The organism is Zobellia russellii, from assembly GCF_044597075.1.
Taxonomy (GTDB): Bacteria; Bacteroidota; Bacteroidia; order Flavobacteriales; family Flavobacteriaceae; genus Zobellia; species Zobellia russellii.
Genome location: NZ_CP139000.1, coordinates 3,043,768 through 3,059,832 on the forward strand (window position 1 = coordinate 3,043,768; position 16,065 = coordinate 3,059,832).

Genomic DNA, 16,065 nt, shown 5'->3' on the forward strand with positions numbered 1-16,065 from the left:
ACATGATCAACAAAGACCTGTTTTTAGAATTTGCCCTTTCTAAATTTGTCCAGTTCGGTAGTAAACGATTTACTTTGGATGAGCTTGCGAATGAAATGGGTATGTCAAAAAAAACGATATACGAGAATTTCGCCAGCAAAGAAGTTATAATCCAAGAAAGTCTTGATTTATTTCTGAACAAGACCAGGTCTAAAATGGATCAATGTGTCAAAAGAGAAAAATCCAATCCTATTTTAGCTGTAATAGCAGTGTACAAAATAGGACTGGATTCTCTTAAAAATTTTAGTCCGGCTTTTCTATATGGACTACGAAAATATTATCCTAAGGTTGATAGCTATTTCAATCACTTTAGGGCAGACTATATTCACACTACGGTACGTGATCTTCTATTGCGAGCACAAGAACTGGGTCATATTAAAAAAGACATTAATGTAAATACAATTTGCCTTCTTTACTTAGAGCGGTTGCCCCTCCTGATTTTTACGGAAGAGAATTTGTTTGAAAAATTTTCGGTCGAAGAAATTCTAAAAACCTTTATAGTCAACAACATAAGGGGAATAGCCACCCTAAGTTACTTGGAAAAGAACGACCACCTACTCTAATCCTTTATTTCCCAATCTTTAAAAGGGTGTTTACTCAACTGGGAATTATAATATTTGGTAACACCGGAGACTTCTTCACCCAACCATTCCGGGGTTTCAAAGTTTTCATTTTCGGAGGATAGTTCTACCTCAGCTACCGTAAGTCCTTCATTATCCCCGTAAAACTCATCTACTTCAAAAATATGTGTCCCAATTTTTACTTCATACCTAATTTTATCTATGCTACCGGGTTCGGCCAGTTTTAATAGGGCTTCGGCCTCAACAACCTCAATTTCTTTTTCCCATTCAAAGCGGGAAACACCTGTATCGTTGCCCTTTCCCTTTACGGTTATAAAACCTTCATCTCCCATAATCCGCACCCGTACGGTACGCTCGGGGTCCGTATTCAAAAACCCTTGAAAAATTCGTTTTTTAGATATAGCCTGACTTTGGTACGCCGTAGACGTAACCAAAAATTTACGCTCAATTTCAATCACTTTCTGTTGCTATTTTTTTAATCTTATCAGATTCTATTATACGCTCCTCATATCCTGAATTTGCCACAGTCAACATAGCTTCCGCAATGGCTTCCGGCTTAATGGAGCGGTATTTCTCCAATGGACCCGCCAACACAAGGTTCACTACCTTCATAAGCTGCTTAAACAAAAATTCTCCCATTCGCTTTTCTTCTCGTTTGCCACCAATTAAGGAAGGTCTAAAGATATAAGTGTTCATAATTTCCTCGGCCAAAACGGCATCTTCCATTTCACCCTTTACCCGATTATAAAAAATGCTACTTTTTGCATTCGCCCCCATTGCGGAAACTACTAGAAAAGTGGGGATTCCATTGGAACGGCAAAGTTTTACGGCGGTTGTAGGAATTCCGTAATCAATATCCTTATACACCGTTTTATTGGGTGTCTTGGATTTGGTAGTACCAATGCAACAGAAAACCTCATCTCCAGTAAAATGCGATTTAAACTGCTCCAGTTGCATTAAATCGCCCAAGTGCTCTTCCAATTTATCATGGGAAACGCCCACGGTGGAACGGGAAAACAGTTTTACCTTTTCGTAACGGTCATCTGCTAATAAAAGCTGAAGCAAAATGCCTCCGGTAAGACCGGTTGCCCCTAGTACTATTGCTGTTTTTCTTTGTGTTTCCATCCAACTAAATATAACTTAATTTTGCAGTATGCCAAACGATTTTCCATTGCGAAAAATTATTCATGTAGACATGGATGCCTTTTATGCCTCCGTGGAGCAATTGGACAATCCAGACCTGCGCGGAAAGCCCATTGCCGTTGGCGGCAGCTCTAAAAGGGGTGTGGTTGCAGCTGCTAGCTATGAAGCCAGAAAATTTGGGGTTCGTAGTGCCATGAGCAGTGTAGTGGCCCAGCGTAATTGCCCTGAACTTATATTTGTAAAGGCCCGTTTTGATAGGTACAAAGAAATATCAAAAATAATACGTGGCATTTTTCATGAGTATACAGATTTGGTAGAACCGCTTTCCTTGGATGAAGCCTATCTTGATGTTACAGTGAACAAAAAAGGGAATCCGTCGGCAACAATGATGGCCAAGGAAATCCGGCAACGAATTTTTGAGACTACCGGCCTCAATGCTTCCGCAGGAATTTCCATCAATAAATTCATTGCCAAGGTTGCCAGTGATATTAATAAACCCAACGGACAAAAAACGGTTAACCCAGAAGAAGTATTGGAGTTTTTGGAAGAACTAGAAATCCGAAAATTCTATGGTGTAGGAAAGGTTACGGCCGAAAAAATGTATAAACTCGGCATTTTTACCGGTAAAGACCTGAAACAAAAACCAATAGAATTTTTAGAAGACAATTTTGGAAAAAGCGGAAGTTACTACTACAACGTGGTGCGTGGTATTCATACAAGCGAGGTTAAACCCCACCGTATTCCAAAATCTGTTGGTGCGGAGCGTACTTTTAACGAAAACCTAAGTAGCGAAGTGTTCATGCTTGAACGTTTGGAGCATATTGCAGAAGAACTGGAAAAACGCTTAAAGAAGGCCAACATTGCGGGAAAGACCGTGACCTTAAAAATCAAATACAGCGATTTTACACTAAACACACGAAGCAAGACCCTGAGCTATTTTATCTCCGCCAAAAGCCTTATCCTAGAAACGGCAAAGGAACTTTTATATCAGGAGAAATTGCAAAATTCCGTACGACTGCTGGGTATTTCTCTAGCCAACCTCAACACAGAAAAAGAAAAAAAGAATTCTGAAAAGGAGTCCGTGTCCGTACAACTTAAATTTGAATTTTAAGAAACACATCTTTTAAGTCTAAATATTTTAACATCACATTAAATATTTACACCAAAGTGCTACAAATTAAACACTTTGTGTTAGAATTTACGATCATCCCAAGGCAGTGAATACCTGTTTTATCTATTATCTTTATACTTAGCTTGAACAACAAGACCTGTACTCCTGATCTTTGTGTAGGTTACACAGATCATGAGCAAAAACGTCTTGTTAAAAATCAGTCCATTTGATACGTACCAAAATTAAAACCTATACCAAAATCTCTGCTTTGGCAGATATTAAGATCGAGCCCTTTGATGTTAATAAGCGCTACACCAAACCGCACCGCCACAATAAGTATATGGAGTTGGTTTATTTTAGTGCAGGTAGTGGAATGCATTATATGGACGAGACCGGGTACGCCATAGAGCCGCCAGTAATATTTATCATTAAAAAGGATGAAGTACACCACTGGGAAATAGATACCGTTCCTGAAGGCTTTGTAATTATTATTAAGGAAGGGTTTTTAGAAAAGACATTGGACAAGCATATTAATCTACAACTAAAACAGCTGGGTAACAAAAGGGTAATCAACCCATCTTATGATGCCAGTATTCAATCACTTTTTGAAATCGCATCCAAAGAAATCAAGGAAAATTGTGCCAGCAGAGATATTCTGGTAGAAGGGGTTCTCAAAGCTCTATTCTCTAAAATATTGACGTATGTAGAACTAGATGAAACTGTATCTACCAACAATCTGGAAGAACGTTTTGATGAGTTGCTGCAAACCAAACTCAAAAACGATGTGGCCTACTATGCCCAGAAGCTGAACACCACGGCACAAAACCTAAATGCCCTCTGCAAAAGAAAGCATGAGAAGACCGCTTCTGCCGTAATTGCAGACCATATTTTAAAAGAAACCAAGCGCTTGTTGCTTTACACCGATCTCTCAGTTACTGAAATTGCCTATGCGTTTGACTTTACGGATGTTTCCCACTTTGTAAAATACTTTAAACGACATGATGGACAAACACCACTACAGTTTAAAAAAGTAGCGATCGTACCTTAACTTTTTCAAACAGACCATAATTCAATAGGGGTTAAGCGTAATTTCGACACCTAATTAATACCAAACCTATTGAACATGAAGTCTTTTCATCTATTTGTATTTCTAATCACTATAATTCCGCTTTCGGTATCGGCGCAAATAACCGGTAAAATTACGGACGGGGATAATGATTATCCGTTAGAATACGCCACCGCTGCCGTCTTTAACCAGGATAACGGAGAATTGGTTACCGGAGTCATTACGGACCTAAACGGTTTCTTTTCTATAGACAATATTAAAAACGGAACTTACTACCTAGAAGCTTCTTTTATTGGTTTTGAAACCAAGACCATAAAGGATATTTCCGTACAGAACCGAAAAGGTGTTGACCTAGGAACCATAACCTTAAGTATTGGTGGCACCCAACTAGAAGAAGTGGTCGTTAAAGGCGAACGAGCAACCGTTATCAACAAAATAGACCGACAGGTTTTTGACACCAAAAAGTTCCAGAACAGCCTTGGAGGAAGTGCCACGGATGTGGTTAGGAATATCCCCTCGGTAAGTGTGGACGGACAGGGTGAAATAAGTGTTCGTGGGAGTACCGGATTTGTAGTATTGCTCAACGGAAACCCCGTGCAAGGAAATGCTTCCAATTTATTGAACCAACTTCCGGCCAATGCCATTGAGCGGGTTGAAGTAATTACCGCCCCCTCGGCCAAATATGATCCTGAGGGTAAAGCGGGTATTATGAACATCATCACCAAAAAAGGTGCTGCAGACGGCACTTTTGCCCAGATCAATATTAAAGGTGGTCTCCCCTCTATTGAAACGTATGGCAATGATAAGGTACACCAACGTTACGGCGCAGATGCCACGTATAACATTCGTAAAGGCGATTGGAATATCTCTATGGGTGCCAGCTACCAACGTAATGATCTTGGCGGCAGACGTGAAGGTGATGTTTTTACCATCATAAATGACACCCTTACCCAATTTCCTTCTAACGGAGAGCGCAGTTTTGATGAAATTAATTACAGTGGAAGGTTTACCGTAGACTATTCGCCAGATGATAAAAACACCTATTCATTAGGTTTTTACGGGGGGAAAAGAAAAAAGAATCGTCTAGCCGATATCGTATATTTTGACAACCACGGGATTACGCCTGCTGCTGGGGGAAAACGTTTTTATACCTTTCAGTATTATAACCACAACCTTAGAACCCGAAAAAGTGATTTCGTGTTGGGAAGCTTTGACTATTCCCATATTTTTGAAAATACTTCAAAATTATCTACTTCCTTTTTATACGAATACACCCTGTTAGGAGGACCTACCGAAAGCGATAACTTGGGCCAACCCGATAGGAACATTGTATACCAACAGGAATACAACACCAATGACAACCCGCTTAACGGTATTCGTCTATCATTGGACTATGCCTGGAAACCATTTACCATTGGCCAACTAGAAACCGGTTACCAATACCGAAACTTGGACCATACAGGTGATTTCGTATACGAAAGAAAGGATGATACTACTGGTGGCGTTTTTGAGCTAGTTCCCGAATTTTCCAGCGAAGTTGACCTTCAAAGGAGCATCCATTCCGGTTATGCGCAATTAACAGGTACCAAGGATAAATGGGAGTATGCTGCAGGCGTACGTATCGAAGCCATGGATCGCGAACTTGATCTTCGCGACAAACAAGGTCTTATTGACACTACCTATACCTATGACTATGTAAAACCGTTTCCATCGGCATCGGTTCAATATACATTTGAGAACAATCTAAAATTGAAGGCCGCTTATAGCAAAAGGGTAGAACGCACCGCCACTTTTAAAATGAACCCTTTTCCGGAACGTGAGCACTCAGAAACCTTGGAACAGGGAGACCCCACCCTAAAACCGGAATTTATAGACCTATTGGAAGTGGGTATCAGCAAAAACTTTGAGGGCGGAAATTCGGTCTTCGCCACAGCCTATTACCGCGACACCAAAAATTTGGTAAACAGAGTAAATACCATCTATAACGATTCAATCCTAAACCGCATCTATTCAAACGTTGGAAAGGCAAAGTCTCTTGGACTTGAATTGGGCACGCAGCTAAAGCCTACCAAAAACTGGTCTAACTTTATTGGAGCCAACCTTTACAATTATACCATTGATGGCGAATATGATGGTAGAAATATAGACAGCAGTTCTTTTGTGTACTCCATAAACGCAAACAGCACCTATAACTTTACGGAAACCGCTTCGTTGCAATTCACCTTTAACTACCTCTCCGAACGGATTACGGCACAAGGCGAAGATTCCCGTTTTTATTCGCCTAACCTAACCTTTAAAAAGTCGTTCTTAAATGACCGATTGACGGCTACGCTACAATGGCAAAATATAGATTTAGGACTATTAGATACGAACGAACAACGTATTACCACTTATCGTGAAGGTGAGTTCTTTACCACCACAAACTATGTATATGAAGTAGATATGGTACTGCTTAACCTATCCTACAATTTCAATAAGAACAAGAATAAATCCAAATTCATTGACAGTGAATTTGGTAAGCAAGAGTTTTAATTATAGTTAATGTTTAGTTGAGTAGTGGGTTTTAAATTCCACAGAAAAAGCCCCAATGAGTTTTAATCCATTTGGGGCTTTCCTCTATTTGTTTTCTTTTGGGCGTTCTTCTTTTTATGCTTCAACCGTTTTTCAATGGAAGATCGTGATGGCTTTGTTTTCCGCCGTTTTTTCTTAACTTTTAAAGCGTCTTCAATGAGGCTTAAAAAACGGGTAATGGCCAATTCTTTGTTTCTATGCTGACTACGGGTTTCATCGCATTGCATTTGCAACACCCCTTCTTTAGTAAGCCTATGGCCTATTTTCTTATAAAGGCGTTCTTTCTCAATAGCGGTAAGACCGTTAGATTCCTCAACCGAAAAACTAAGGTCTATTTTAGTAGAAACCTTGTTTACATGCTGCCCTCCGGCACCACTGCTTCTTACTGCTTTGAAATTTAATTCTTGAATCAGTTGGGCCTTGTTCATAGTTTAAGAATCGGCCATGCGCTGGTTTATGGTTTCCAAAGAAATATTCAGAAAAATTACTTTTCCCACCTCTAAAGGCTTGTCATGGTTAAAATAGATATCCTCACCTTCATAAATCCCAACGATCATATAATGACCTCCCATGTAATAAGCTCCTTTTACCACACATTCTAAACCGGATTTACCGGAAACCTTAAATTCATGGGCATATACAATAATGCGCCTTTTGGTATCCGCATAGGATTTTACAATGTTTATGGGAATTTTATTGGCTTCGCCGAACAAGGAGGCTACATACAGGTCCTTAGGGTGCTCATATAGGTTTTTAGGACTGTCCTTAGCCACAATGAACCTATCTTTGAGCACAACCACCCTATCTGCAAACGGAAGCATATCCATATGGTCATGCGTAGCGGTAAGTACAGTTATTTTTTGACGTCTTAAATAGCCAAAAAGGTTACGCCTTAAACTGTTCTTCCTAAAATTATCAATATTACTAAACGGCTCGTCCAACAGTAGTACTTTAGGCTCTTGGGCCAAAACTCTAGCCAGTGCCACACGCTGCTGTTGACCACGACTTAATAGTTTTACCTTGGTTTGGGCAAACTTGGTCATTTCAATCATTTCCAAAAGCTCAAACGTACGCTCTTGAAGCTCCTCAGGTTCAAAAACAGATAAGAACTGACTAATATTTTCCTCTACCGTAGTGAAAGGCATCAAATCAAAATCCTGTGATAAATACTTCATATACGGTTCGCCCGGCACAAGATTATGCTGTGGGCCTAAAACTTGGGTTTCGTTCCAATACACCTCTCCCACTTCAATATGAAGCAATCCGTAAATGATTTTTAAGAGGGTACTTTTTCCGCAACCGCTCTCTCCTATAATGGAAACATGTTCGCCTTTGGCCACCTTTAGGTTAATATTTTCCAAAACGGAAGTACCATCATCATAACTAAAGGAAACATGATCTACTTGTAACATACATTCGTGTTCTGTATACCTAGGCACTCTTTTGTCAAGAAAAGTCCAAACGGTATTTAATTCTTGAAATAGGCAATTTATTTATACGGAAGTGCCTCAAAACCCATATTATACAGGGTAAATGCAAAAATATCGGCATATTGCTCAATAGTTTTGCTTACCGGCGTACCTGCTCCGTGACCGGCATTGGTCTCTATACGAATTAAGGTAGGGTTTTTTCCCGATTGTTTGGCTTGTAGTTCCGCAGCAAATTTAAAACTATGAGCCGGAACTACACGATCATCATGGTCTCCGGTAGTAACCAATGTGGCAGGATAATCTACTCCCTTTTTAATAGTATGAACGGGGGAATATCCTTTTAAGTATTCAAACATTTCCTTACTCTCCTCAGACGTGCCGTAATCATACGCCCAGCCAGCACCAGCAGTAAACGTATGGTACCTTAACATATCCAAAACCCCAACAGCAGGCAAAGCTACTTTCATAAGATCTGGTCTTTGGGTCATGGTAGCACCTACTAAAAGTCCGCCATTGCTTCCACCGCGAACGGCCAGATAGTCCGAAGAAGTATACTTATTTTCAATCAAATATTCCCCTGCAGCAATAAAGTCATCAAAAACATTCTGTTTGTTCATTTTCGTACCCGCGTCGTGCCATTTTTTTCCATATTCGCCACCACCCCTTAAGTTAGGTACCGCATATATGCCTCCCTGCTCCAACCAAACTGCATTGGCAATGCTAAAAGCAGGTGTTAGGCTGATGTTAAAACCACCGTAACCATATAAAATGGTTGGGTTCTTACCATTCAACTTCAATCCCTTTTTATAGGTAACGATCATAGGAACCTTGGTACCGTCCTTAGAGGTATAAAATACTTGGTTGGATTCGAAATTCTCCGAATTGAAATCGATGTCCGGCGTCCAATAAGAAGTATATTCACCCGTTTCTACATTGTACTTGAAGGATGAACCAGGAATAATATAGTTGGTAAAGGAAAAGTAAAACTCCTTGTTTTCTTTCTTACCACCAAATCCCGATGCACTACCAACCCCGGGTAACTTCACTTCACGGATCAATTTGCCATCGTAATCATATTGAAAAACTTTACTAATAGCATCTACCATATATTCCGCAAAGAAATAACCACCGCCTGTACCAGCAGTCAGTACATTCTCGGTTTCCGCGATAAAATCAACCCAATTCTCTTCTCCTGGATTTTCAGCATCTACCGTAACAATTCTCTTGTTGGGTGCATTTCTATTCGTAACGATATATAGTTTTGACCCTTCATTTTCAATAACATAATTATCCGAGTCCGTATCCTCAACTATGGGCACTAATGGACTATTTTCCTGTGAAAAGTCCTTAATGAACAACTTGTTACCCGACGTTGAAACGGCAGCGGAAATTAACAAATATCGCTCATCTTCGGATACTGAGGCCCCTATATACCTATGCTTCTCGGCTTCCGTTCCTCCATATACCAATTGGTCTTCTTTTTGAGAAGTCCCTAGTTTATGGTAATAAACTTTGTGCTGATCCGTCTTTGCAGAAAGTTCGCTTCCTTCCGGCTTATCATAACTAGAGTAATAGAACCCATCATTTCCTTTCCATGAAATTCCGCTGAACTTAATATCCGTAAGAGTATCTTCAACTACTTCCATGGTCTGGGCATTTATTACGATGGCCTTTCTCCAATCGCTCCCACCTTCCGAAATTAAATAGGCCGCAAGTGAACCGTCTTTTGTAAAGCTTAGACCAGCTAAAGATGTAGTCCCGTCTTCAGAAAAGGTATTCGGGTCCAAGAAAACTTCTTCCTTATCCTCCCCTTGTTTTCTGTAAAGGACGTACTGGTTCTGCAAACCATTATTTTTATAGAAGTACGTATAATTCCCTTCCTTAAAAGGAGAACCTAATTTCTCATAGTTCCAAAGCTTCTCCAACCGTTGTTTCAATGCTTCCCGAAACGGAATTTTTTCCAAATAATTAAAAGTAACCTCATTTTGGGCTTTTACCCAAGCACCGGTCTCATCACTCATATCGTCTTCCAACCAACGGTAAGGGTCGGCTACGGGAGTACCAAAATAAGTGTCTACAGTTTCCGATTTACGGGTCTTTGGATATTTCACCATATGATTCTCGTTTTTAGGCAATGTTTGGCCGGCCAAAGTAGCCGAAGCCAAAGAAAAAAGTACTACGAATTTCTGCATGATTTGACTATTGAAATTCGTTAAAAGTACCATAAAAAAACCTATGCCGGCATTTCACAGCATAGGTTTTAACTAAAAATTTAGAAAATATATATACTTTATACCAAACGGTTTTCTAACAAATACTCAGCAATTTGCACCGCATTTGTTGCAGCACCCTTACGCAAGTTATCAGCAACAATCCACATATTTAATGTATTGCGTTGCGATTCATCCCTACGGATACGGCCAACAAAAACTTCATCCTTATCATGCGCATAAATAGGCATAGGATAGGTGTTGGTATCCGGATTATCCTGTACGGTAACACCGGGAGTATCATTTAACAGTTTACGAACATCGTTCAAATCAAAATCATTTTCAAACTCAACGTTTACTGATTCCGAATGTCCTCCAGCAGTAGGAATACGAACGGCCGTAGCACTGATGGAGAAACTACGGTCATCCAATATTTTTTGTGGCTCACGGGCCAACTTCATTTCTTCTTTAGTATACCCGTTTTCCAAGAAAACATCACAATGAGGCAATGCATTTCTGTTGATAGGGTAAGGATAGGCCATTTCGCCTTGAACTCCCGTCATTTCGTTCTCTAACTGACGTACAGCTTTGACACCTGTTCCTGATACCGATTGGTATGTTGAAATGACCACACGCTTCATTTTGTATTTCTTGTGCAACGGAGACAAAGCCATAACCAACTGAATAGTAGAACAGTTAGGGTTAGCAATAATCTTGTCTTCTTTAGTCAATTCACCTGCATTAATTTCAGGAACCACTAACTTTTTGGTCGGGTCCATTCTCCAAGCCGAGGAATTATCCACAACTGTAGTGCCTGCCTCAGCAAATTTAGGAGCCCATTCCAAAGAGGTATCTCCTCCTGCTGAAAATATGGCAATGTCCGGCTTTGCCGCTACGGCATCCGCCAAACCAATTATGGTATATTCTTTATCTTTATAAGAGAGTTTTTTACCTACAGAGCGCTCAGAAGCGACCAATAGCAATTCCGTAATTGGAAAATTACGTTCGCTCAATACCTTGAGCATCACCTCGCCAACCATACCAGTGGCACCTACAACGGCTACTTTCATCTTTAATTAATTTTAGAGGCACAAATGTAGTGCAACCCTATTGACCTCACAAGCATTTTAAATCCCTATCAACATTATTTAACAAATTGTTTTAAATATAACAATTGTACAAAAAAGAACCGCCAGAGAAGTTGCGAGCTTCAATGACGGTTTTAATGTTAAACTGCAGTGCAGCGGTGGTCTACCCAAATGGGCAACCTATATTCTTATTGCTTTTTAAGCAAATCTCTGATTTCTCCTAATAAATCTTCTTGAGAAGGACCTGTTGGAGCTGGTTCTGGAGCAGGACCTTTTGCCTTGGCATACGCCTTAACAATCATAAACATTACAAAACCTACGATCAATAAGTTTACAATGGTATTGATCCAAGCACCGTAACGAATAGCGTTTTCAGCAACGTAACCCGCTTCTCCTTCTACACCTGATGCAGGGGTAAGTACATGCTTTAAGTTAGCGAAATCTACACCTCCGGTAAATTCACCAACAATTGGCATAACAATGTCATTTACAAATCCGTTTACTACTAGACCTACGGCTCCGGCCATTATAACTGCAACGGCAAATTCAATGACGTTGCCAGTCATAATAAAATTCTTAAAATCTTTTAACATGATTTAGTGTTTTAATGGTTAATTAATTTATAGCGCAATTCAATGCACTGCAAATTAACAAAAAAAGACTTACTCTAAAATAATGCTTGTAAATATTAATTATCCACAATGATTCGCGCAACACGCTGCGAAATGCCCGTAAGTATTTCGTATGAGATTGTTTTGGCACCACTTGCAAACTGTTCAGCAGTTGGGTTTGCACCAAAAACAACCACCTCATCACCCTCATTACAATCAATTCCGGTTACGTTTACCATTATCATATCCATACACACGTTACCAACAATGGGTGCTTTTTTTCCATTGATGGTTACATAAGCTTTTCCATTACCGTATTGTCTTCCTATACCGTCTGCATGACCTACTGGCAAGGTAGCAGTAATAACAGCTTCATCTGCTCTGTATGCCCGGTTGTAACCAATACTCTGTCCTTTTTCTATAGTATGAATTTGAGATATAACCGTTTTTAACGTGGCCACCGGTTTAAGTTGCTTGTCTATAGCCGCTTCGTTTCCAAATCCATAAAGGCCAATGCCACTACGCACCATATCAAATTGTGCACTAGCATAATTTATAATGCCCGAAGTATTCAACAAATGCAACATGGGTACTTTTCCTAGTTTAGGAATAAGCATATTGGTAATATTTCTGAAGGTTGTAATTTGATTTTCCGTAAACTCACGCTCGCTCAAATCCTCGGATGCCGCCAAATGTGAAAATACCGAGACCACCTCAACTTCATCTTGGTCGCTCAATACATCACATAACTCATTAATCTGATGCTCCGTAAAACCAAGTCTATTGAGTCCGGTATTAAACTTTAGGTGAATAGGATATTGCTTTAACCCCTTGCTTTTGGCAACCTCTAGAAAATTGGCCAATATTTTAGGAGAATATATATTGGGCTCCAAGTTATAAGCAATCAGGTTCTCAAAACTAACGGGTAATGGGTGCAATACCAATATAGGAATCTTTATTCCGGCTTCACGTAAAGCCACACCCTCGCTAACATAGGCCACAGCAAGATAATCTGCCCCAATGGCTTCTAGTTTTCGGGCAATGGCCACAGAATCGCTTCCGTACGCAAATGCCTTTACGACACCTAAAAACTTTGTGTTGGAATCTATTTTAGATTTTAAAAACCCGTAGTTGTGCTCTAAAGCAAAAAGGTCTATCTCCAGAACGGTCTCACCTGCTTTCGCCATCGGCTTTCTTATCGTTATCGTTGCTTTTTATCTCTTCGCTCTTCACCTCTAAATGCTTGACCTTCTCCTTTAATCTCGCCTTATAATAGGCCGCACGGCTCAAAGGTTCGTACTCTTCCGTTTCACCTAATAAAACCAAGTTGTCATTGCTGGATTTTCTATAGCTGTAGTTGGCCAGATTACCCGTACGCGTGCATATAGCGTGTACTTTGGTTACATATTCTGCGGTAGCCATTAACGCGGGCATTGGCCCAAAAGGATTGCCTTTAAAATCCATATCCAGACCGGCAACCACCACACGCACCCCTTTGTTTGCCAAATCATTACAGACCGTAACAATTTCATCATCAAAAAATTGGGCCTCGTCAATACCTATTACATCGCAGGTATCGCCTAGAATGCGAATATTAGCCGCTGCAGGCACAGGTGTGGAGCGAATTTCGTTCGCATCATGAGAAACAACCATGTTCTCGTCATAACGAACATCTACCATCGGCTTAAAAATTTCAACCTTTTGCTTGGCGAACTGAGCCCGTTTTAATCTTCGGATCAGCTCTTCGGTCTTACCCGAGAACATTGAACCGCAGATGACCTCTATCCACCCGAATTGTTCTTTGTGATTAACAGTATTTTCGAGAAACATTTTGTATTTTTAGACGAAAATATGGGGATTTTCGTTCATAATATTATAGAACTTTAGTTGAGCCGTTATTTTAACCAAAATAACATTTCCTTAGAGTTCAGAATTTAAAGTTAGCAAAGATAGAGATACCTTTTTTACCCAAACCCGGTAGAATTAGAAAAAATTGACCGATGAAGAACAAATTGAAGGAAGAACTGCGAAAATTATCTACTGATATTATCACTTCTCGTGATATGGAAATTAGCGACATGTACGATGCCGCCAAGAATCTGTATGAAAAATTGGCCGTTCTTAAATATATAGAGGAGAAATTAAACGACATAGAAATAGACGTATCAAAAAATGTTATTGCAGCCAAATTTGAGAAGATGGCCAATGCGGTCCTGAGAGAAAATGCCTCTGTACCGGAGAGCAATCCGCATGAAGAAGACATTATTACCCCGGGCATGGACACTATTAAAGGTTTTATTTCGGAAATGCCCAGCCATGAAGACCATGTAGATGAAGTTTTGAAGGAATTTTTGGCCAAGCCGGACTATATGAAAAACGATCAGGAACTTTTTGAACCGCAAAAGCCTGTGGCCCCTAAACCAAACGGTGTAGCCCCTAAGAAAGAGGTGCATACTAAATCTTTGAACGATAAAGTTTCTAACAAAGAGCTTAAAATAGACCTTAACAACAGATTGGCTTTTGTTAAGCATCTTTTTAATGACAGCATGGAAGACTACAATAGAGTCTTATCCCAATTGAATACTATAGATAGCGAGGAACGTTCTATCTCATTTATAGAAAATATGGTGAAACCGGACTATAACAACTGGTCGGGCAAGGAAGAATATGCGGAGCGCTTTATGCAGTTTATTGAGCGTAAATTCTCCTAGTTTTACTTTTTACCCCCATAAAAACACAGGCCCTTTGTTAAAACAAAGGGTTTTTTTTGACCAAAATTTGGCCTAGTGTTAATGCTAATCATTATTTTAGAGTAAAAATTGCCCGCCAATGAAAACTTTAAAACTCATTTACTGGTCGGCCCTAGGGGTTTTGACGGCGATTATGTTGTTCTCTATCTACAATTATTTTACCAACTATGAAATGATTGCAGGTTTCTTTGAGCACCTAGGTTACCCTACCTATCTAATTTACCCTTTGGCCATTGCTAAAATACTCGGTTTAATAGCCATTTGGGGTAATTTCTCTGTATGGCTTAGAGAATGGGCCTATGCAGGTTTCTTTTTTGATACACTTTTAGCGTTCTTTGCACATTATATAACCGATGGCCAGGACTACCTGATTGCCTTTATAGCGGCTATAGCAACGCTAGTTGCCTATTTTGTAGGGAACGAGCTACGACAATAATTTTTATGGGAAAATTGTATTTGGTACCAACACCTATTGGCAATCTTGAGGATATGACCTTGCGGGCCATTCGTGTATTAAAAGAAGTAGATTGTATACTTGCGGAAGATACCCGTACCAGCGGAAAACTACTTCAGCATTTTGAGATTACCACGCAGATGCAGAGTCACCATATGCATAATGAGCACAAAACGGTTGATGCTTTGGTAAAGCGTTTACAAGCCGGTGAAACCATTGCTTTAATTTCCGATGCAGGAACCCCGGCCATATCAGACCCCGGTTTTTTATTGACTCGCGCCTGCGTTGAAAAAAACTTAGAAGTAGATTGTCTTCCCGGAGCTACAGCATTTGTGCCTGCCCTAGTGAACAGCGGGCTTCCAAATGATAAATTTGTTTTTGAAGGGTTTCTTCCTCCAAAAAAAGGACGACAGACCCGACTAAAATTGTTAGCGGAAGAAACCCGCACTATAGTTTTCTACGAATCTCCTTATAAATTGATTAAGACCTTAGGCCGATTTGCCGAATATTTTGGCGCGGACAGGCAAGTTTCCGTTTCACGGGAGCTTACAAAGCTCTACGAAGAAACCATAAGGGGAACGGCAGAAGAGCTCGTAGACCACTTTACCCAAAAACCTCCTAAAGGCGAAATAGTAATAATTGTTGCCGGAAAAAAATAATACTAATGACCTTAGATACATTCCTAAAAAAACTAAAATCCACTCCTGAAACCATAGCATTTTCAGAAACCATGTCAGTAATTGACGCCAATTATGACTTTACTCCCACAGCCTTTACCAACGGTACCTTAGAAAATCCCGAAGGACAGAATTCCGGTTCTTGCAAACTTTTTGCTTTTGCCAAAGCACAAGAGCTTAGTAAAGATGAGACCCTGGCTTGTTTTGGCGATTTTTATTTTACCAATGTTCTCAAAGATGCACGAGGTAAAGGACACCAGAACATTCGTAATTTTATGAAAACCGGATTTGAAGGTCTAAATTTTGAAAAAGACCCATTGAAAAGAAAATAACC

General features: G+C 40.0%; 17 protein-coding genes. 8 read left to right on the forward strand and 9 right to left on the reverse strand.

Annotated elements, in window-relative coordinates; all coding sequences use genetic code 11:
* Positions 1-2: 2 nt before the first annotated feature.
* Positions 3-602, forward strand: a complete 600-nt coding sequence (locus SJY45_RS12350) for a TetR/AcrR family transcriptional regulator (protein ID WP_400071049.1) — start codon at positions 3-5, stop codon at positions 600-602.
* On the opposite strand, the gene SJY45_RS12355 is transcribed toward SJY45_RS12350, so the two are convergent.
* Both SJY45_RS12355 and SJY45_RS12360 read right to left on the reverse strand, forming a co-directional pair.
* Complete coding sequence (locus SJY45_RS12355) at positions 599-1,078, reverse strand: CYTH domain-containing protein (RefSeq protein ID WP_215437163.1); 480 nt, start codon at positions 1,076-1,078, stop codon at positions 599-601. The genes SJY45_RS12350 and SJY45_RS12355 overlap by 4 nt on opposite strands.
* Positions 1,071-1,745: an NAD(P)H-binding protein gene (locus tag SJY45_RS12360; RefSeq protein ID WP_400071052.1), complete on the reverse strand. Its 675-nt coding sequence runs from the start codon at positions 1,743-1,745 to the stop codon at positions 1,071-1,073. The genes SJY45_RS12355 and SJY45_RS12360 overlap by 8 nt, the downstream gene beginning before the upstream one ends.
* A 28-nt stretch (positions 1,746-1,773) precedes the next feature.
* On the opposite strand from SJY45_RS12360, the gene dinB reads away from it, so the two are divergent.
* From dinB to SJY45_RS12375, 3 genes are all read left to right on the forward strand, one after another.
* Positions 1,774-2,874: a DNA polymerase IV gene (dinB, locus tag SJY45_RS12365; protein WP_215437157.1), complete on the forward strand. Its 1,101-nt coding sequence runs from the start codon at positions 1,774-1,776 to the stop codon at positions 2,872-2,874.
* A 226-nt stretch (positions 2,875-3,100) separates the two neighbouring features.
* Complete coding sequence (locus SJY45_RS12370; RefSeq protein ID WP_246560221.1) at positions 3,101-3,922, forward strand: helix-turn-helix domain-containing protein; 822 nt, start codon at positions 3,101-3,103, stop codon at positions 3,920-3,922.
* A 75-nt stretch (positions 3,923-3,997) separates the two neighbouring features.
* Complete coding sequence (locus tag SJY45_RS12375) at positions 3,998-6,472, forward strand: TonB-dependent receptor domain-containing protein (RefSeq protein WP_400071054.1); 2,475 nt, start codon at positions 3,998-4,000, stop codon at positions 6,470-6,472.
* A gap of 62 nt (positions 6,473-6,534) precedes the next feature.
* On the opposite strand, the gene arfB is transcribed toward SJY45_RS12375, so the two are convergent.
* The 7 genes from arfB to SJY45_RS12410 all read right to left on the reverse strand — a co-directional run bounded on the left by arfB (position 6,535) and on the right by SJY45_RS12410 (position 13,680).
* Positions 6,535-6,939, reverse strand: a complete 405-nt coding sequence (gene arfB / locus SJY45_RS12380) for an alternative ribosome rescue aminoacyl-tRNA hydrolase ArfB (protein ID WP_400071056.1) — start codon at positions 6,937-6,939, stop codon at positions 6,535-6,537.
* 3 nt (positions 6,940-6,942) lie between these two features.
* Entirely contained in the window at positions 6,943-7,923 is a 981-nt protein-coding gene (locus SJY45_RS12385; RefSeq protein WP_215437149.1) for an ABC transporter ATP-binding protein, read from the reverse strand.
* Between the two features lie 77 nt (positions 7,924-8,000).
* Positions 8,001-10,133, reverse strand: coding sequence for a prolyl oligopeptidase family protein (locus tag SJY45_RS12390; protein WP_400071058.1), 2,133 nt, complete (start codon positions 10,131-10,133; stop codon positions 8,001-8,003).
* Between the two features lie 98 nt (positions 10,134-10,231).
* Positions 10,232-11,221 (reverse strand): aspartate-semialdehyde dehydrogenase, encoded by a 990-nt coding sequence (locus tag SJY45_RS12395; RefSeq protein WP_400071060.1) that lies wholly within the window; start codon positions 11,219-11,221, stop codon positions 10,232-10,234.
* A 206-nt stretch (positions 11,222-11,427) separates the two neighbouring features.
* Positions 11,428-11,832: a large conductance mechanosensitive channel protein MscL gene (gene mscL, locus SJY45_RS12400; RefSeq protein WP_215437142.1), complete on the reverse strand. Its 405-nt coding sequence runs from the start codon at positions 11,830-11,832 to the stop codon at positions 11,428-11,430.
* Positions 11,833-11,927: 95 nt separating this feature from the next.
* Complete coding sequence (gene alr, locus SJY45_RS12405; RefSeq protein ID WP_400071062.1) at positions 11,928-13,037, reverse strand: alanine racemase; 1,110 nt, start codon at positions 13,035-13,037, stop codon at positions 11,928-11,930.
* Complete coding sequence (locus tag SJY45_RS12410; protein ID WP_215437138.1) at positions 13,021-13,680, reverse strand: thymidine kinase; 660 nt, start codon at positions 13,678-13,680, stop codon at positions 13,021-13,023. Before SJY45_RS12410 ends, alr begins: the two co-directional genes overlap by 17 nt.
* A 170-nt stretch (positions 13,681-13,850) precedes the next feature.
* On the opposite strand from SJY45_RS12410, the gene SJY45_RS12415 reads away from it, so the two are divergent.
* From SJY45_RS12415 to SJY45_RS12430, 4 genes are all read left to right on the forward strand, one after another.
* Positions 13,851-14,561: a hypothetical protein gene (locus tag SJY45_RS12415; protein WP_215437136.1), complete on the forward strand. Its 711-nt coding sequence runs from the start codon at positions 13,851-13,853 to the stop codon at positions 14,559-14,561.
* A 118-nt stretch (positions 14,562-14,679) separates the two neighbouring features.
* Positions 14,680-15,036 carry a DoxX family protein gene (locus SJY45_RS12420; RefSeq protein ID WP_215437133.1) on the forward strand — a complete coding sequence of 119 codons (357 nt, stop codon included), beginning with the start codon at positions 14,680-14,682 and terminating at the stop codon, positions 15,034-15,036.
* A gap of 5 nt (positions 15,037-15,041) precedes the next feature.
* On the forward strand, positions 15,042-15,713 hold the full coding sequence (gene rsmI, locus SJY45_RS12425; protein ID WP_400071065.1) for a 16S rRNA (cytidine(1402)-2'-O)-methyltransferase: 672 nt from the start codon (positions 15,042-15,044) through the stop codon (positions 15,711-15,713).
* 5 nt (positions 15,714-15,718) lie between these two features.
* The gene (locus SJY45_RS12430; RefSeq protein WP_400071067.1) at positions 15,719-16,063 is read left to right on the forward strand and encodes a HopJ type III effector protein; all 345 of its coding nucleotides are present in this window, start codon (positions 15,719-15,721) and stop codon (positions 16,061-16,063) included.
* Positions 16,064-16,065: the final 2 nt, after the last annotated feature.

Coding starts and splice junctions, on each gene's coding strand:
- SJY45_RS12350 (WP_400071049.1), top strand. CDS start 3: ATGATCAACAAAGACCTGTTTTTAGAATTTGCCCTTTCTAAATTTGTC.
- SJY45_RS12360 (WP_400071052.1), bottom strand. CDS start 1,745: ATGGAAACACAAAGAAAAACAGCAATAGTACTAGGGGCAACCGGTCTT.
- dinB (WP_215437157.1), top strand. CDS start 1,774: ATGCCAAACGATTTTCCATTGCGAAAAATTATTCATGTAGACATGGAT.
- SJY45_RS12375 (WP_400071054.1), top strand. CDS start 3,998: ATGAAGTCTTTTCATCTATTTGTATTTCTAATCACTATAATTCCGCTT.
- arfB (WP_400071056.1), bottom strand. CDS start 6,939: ATGAACAAGGCCCAACTGATTCAAGAATTAAATTTCAAAGCAGTAAGA.
- SJY45_RS12385 (WP_215437149.1), bottom strand. CDS start 7,923: ATGTTACAAGTAGATCATGTTTCCTTTAGTTATGATGATGGTACTTCC.
- SJY45_RS12390 (WP_400071058.1), bottom strand. CDS start 10,133: ATGCAGAAATTCGTAGTACTTTTTTCTTTGGCTTCGGCTACTTTGGCC.
- SJY45_RS12395 (WP_400071060.1), bottom strand. CDS start 11,221: ATGAAAGTAGCCGTTGTAGGTGCCACTGGTATGGTTGGCGAGGTGATG.
- mscL (WP_215437142.1), bottom strand. CDS start 11,832: ATGTTAAAAGATTTTAAGAATTTTATTATGACTGGCAACGTCATTGAA.
- alr (WP_400071062.1), bottom strand. CDS start 13,037: ATGGCGAAAGCAGGTGAGACCGTTCTGGAGATAGACCTTTTTGCTTTA.
- SJY45_RS12410 (WP_215437138.1), bottom strand. CDS start 13,680: ATGTTTCTCGAAAATACTGTTAATCACAAAGAACAATTCGGGTGGATA.
- SJY45_RS12415 (WP_215437136.1), top strand. CDS start 13,851: ATGAAGAACAAATTGAAGGAAGAACTGCGAAAATTATCTACTGATATT.
- SJY45_RS12420 (WP_215437133.1), top strand. CDS start 14,680: ATGAAAACTTTAAAACTCATTTACTGGTCGGCCCTAGGGGTTTTGACG.
- rsmI (WP_400071065.1), top strand. CDS start 15,042: ATGGGAAAATTGTATTTGGTACCAACACCTATTGGCAATCTTGAGGAT.
- SJY45_RS12430 (WP_400071067.1), top strand. CDS start 15,719: ATGACCTTAGATACATTCCTAAAAAAACTAAAATCCACTCCTGAAACC.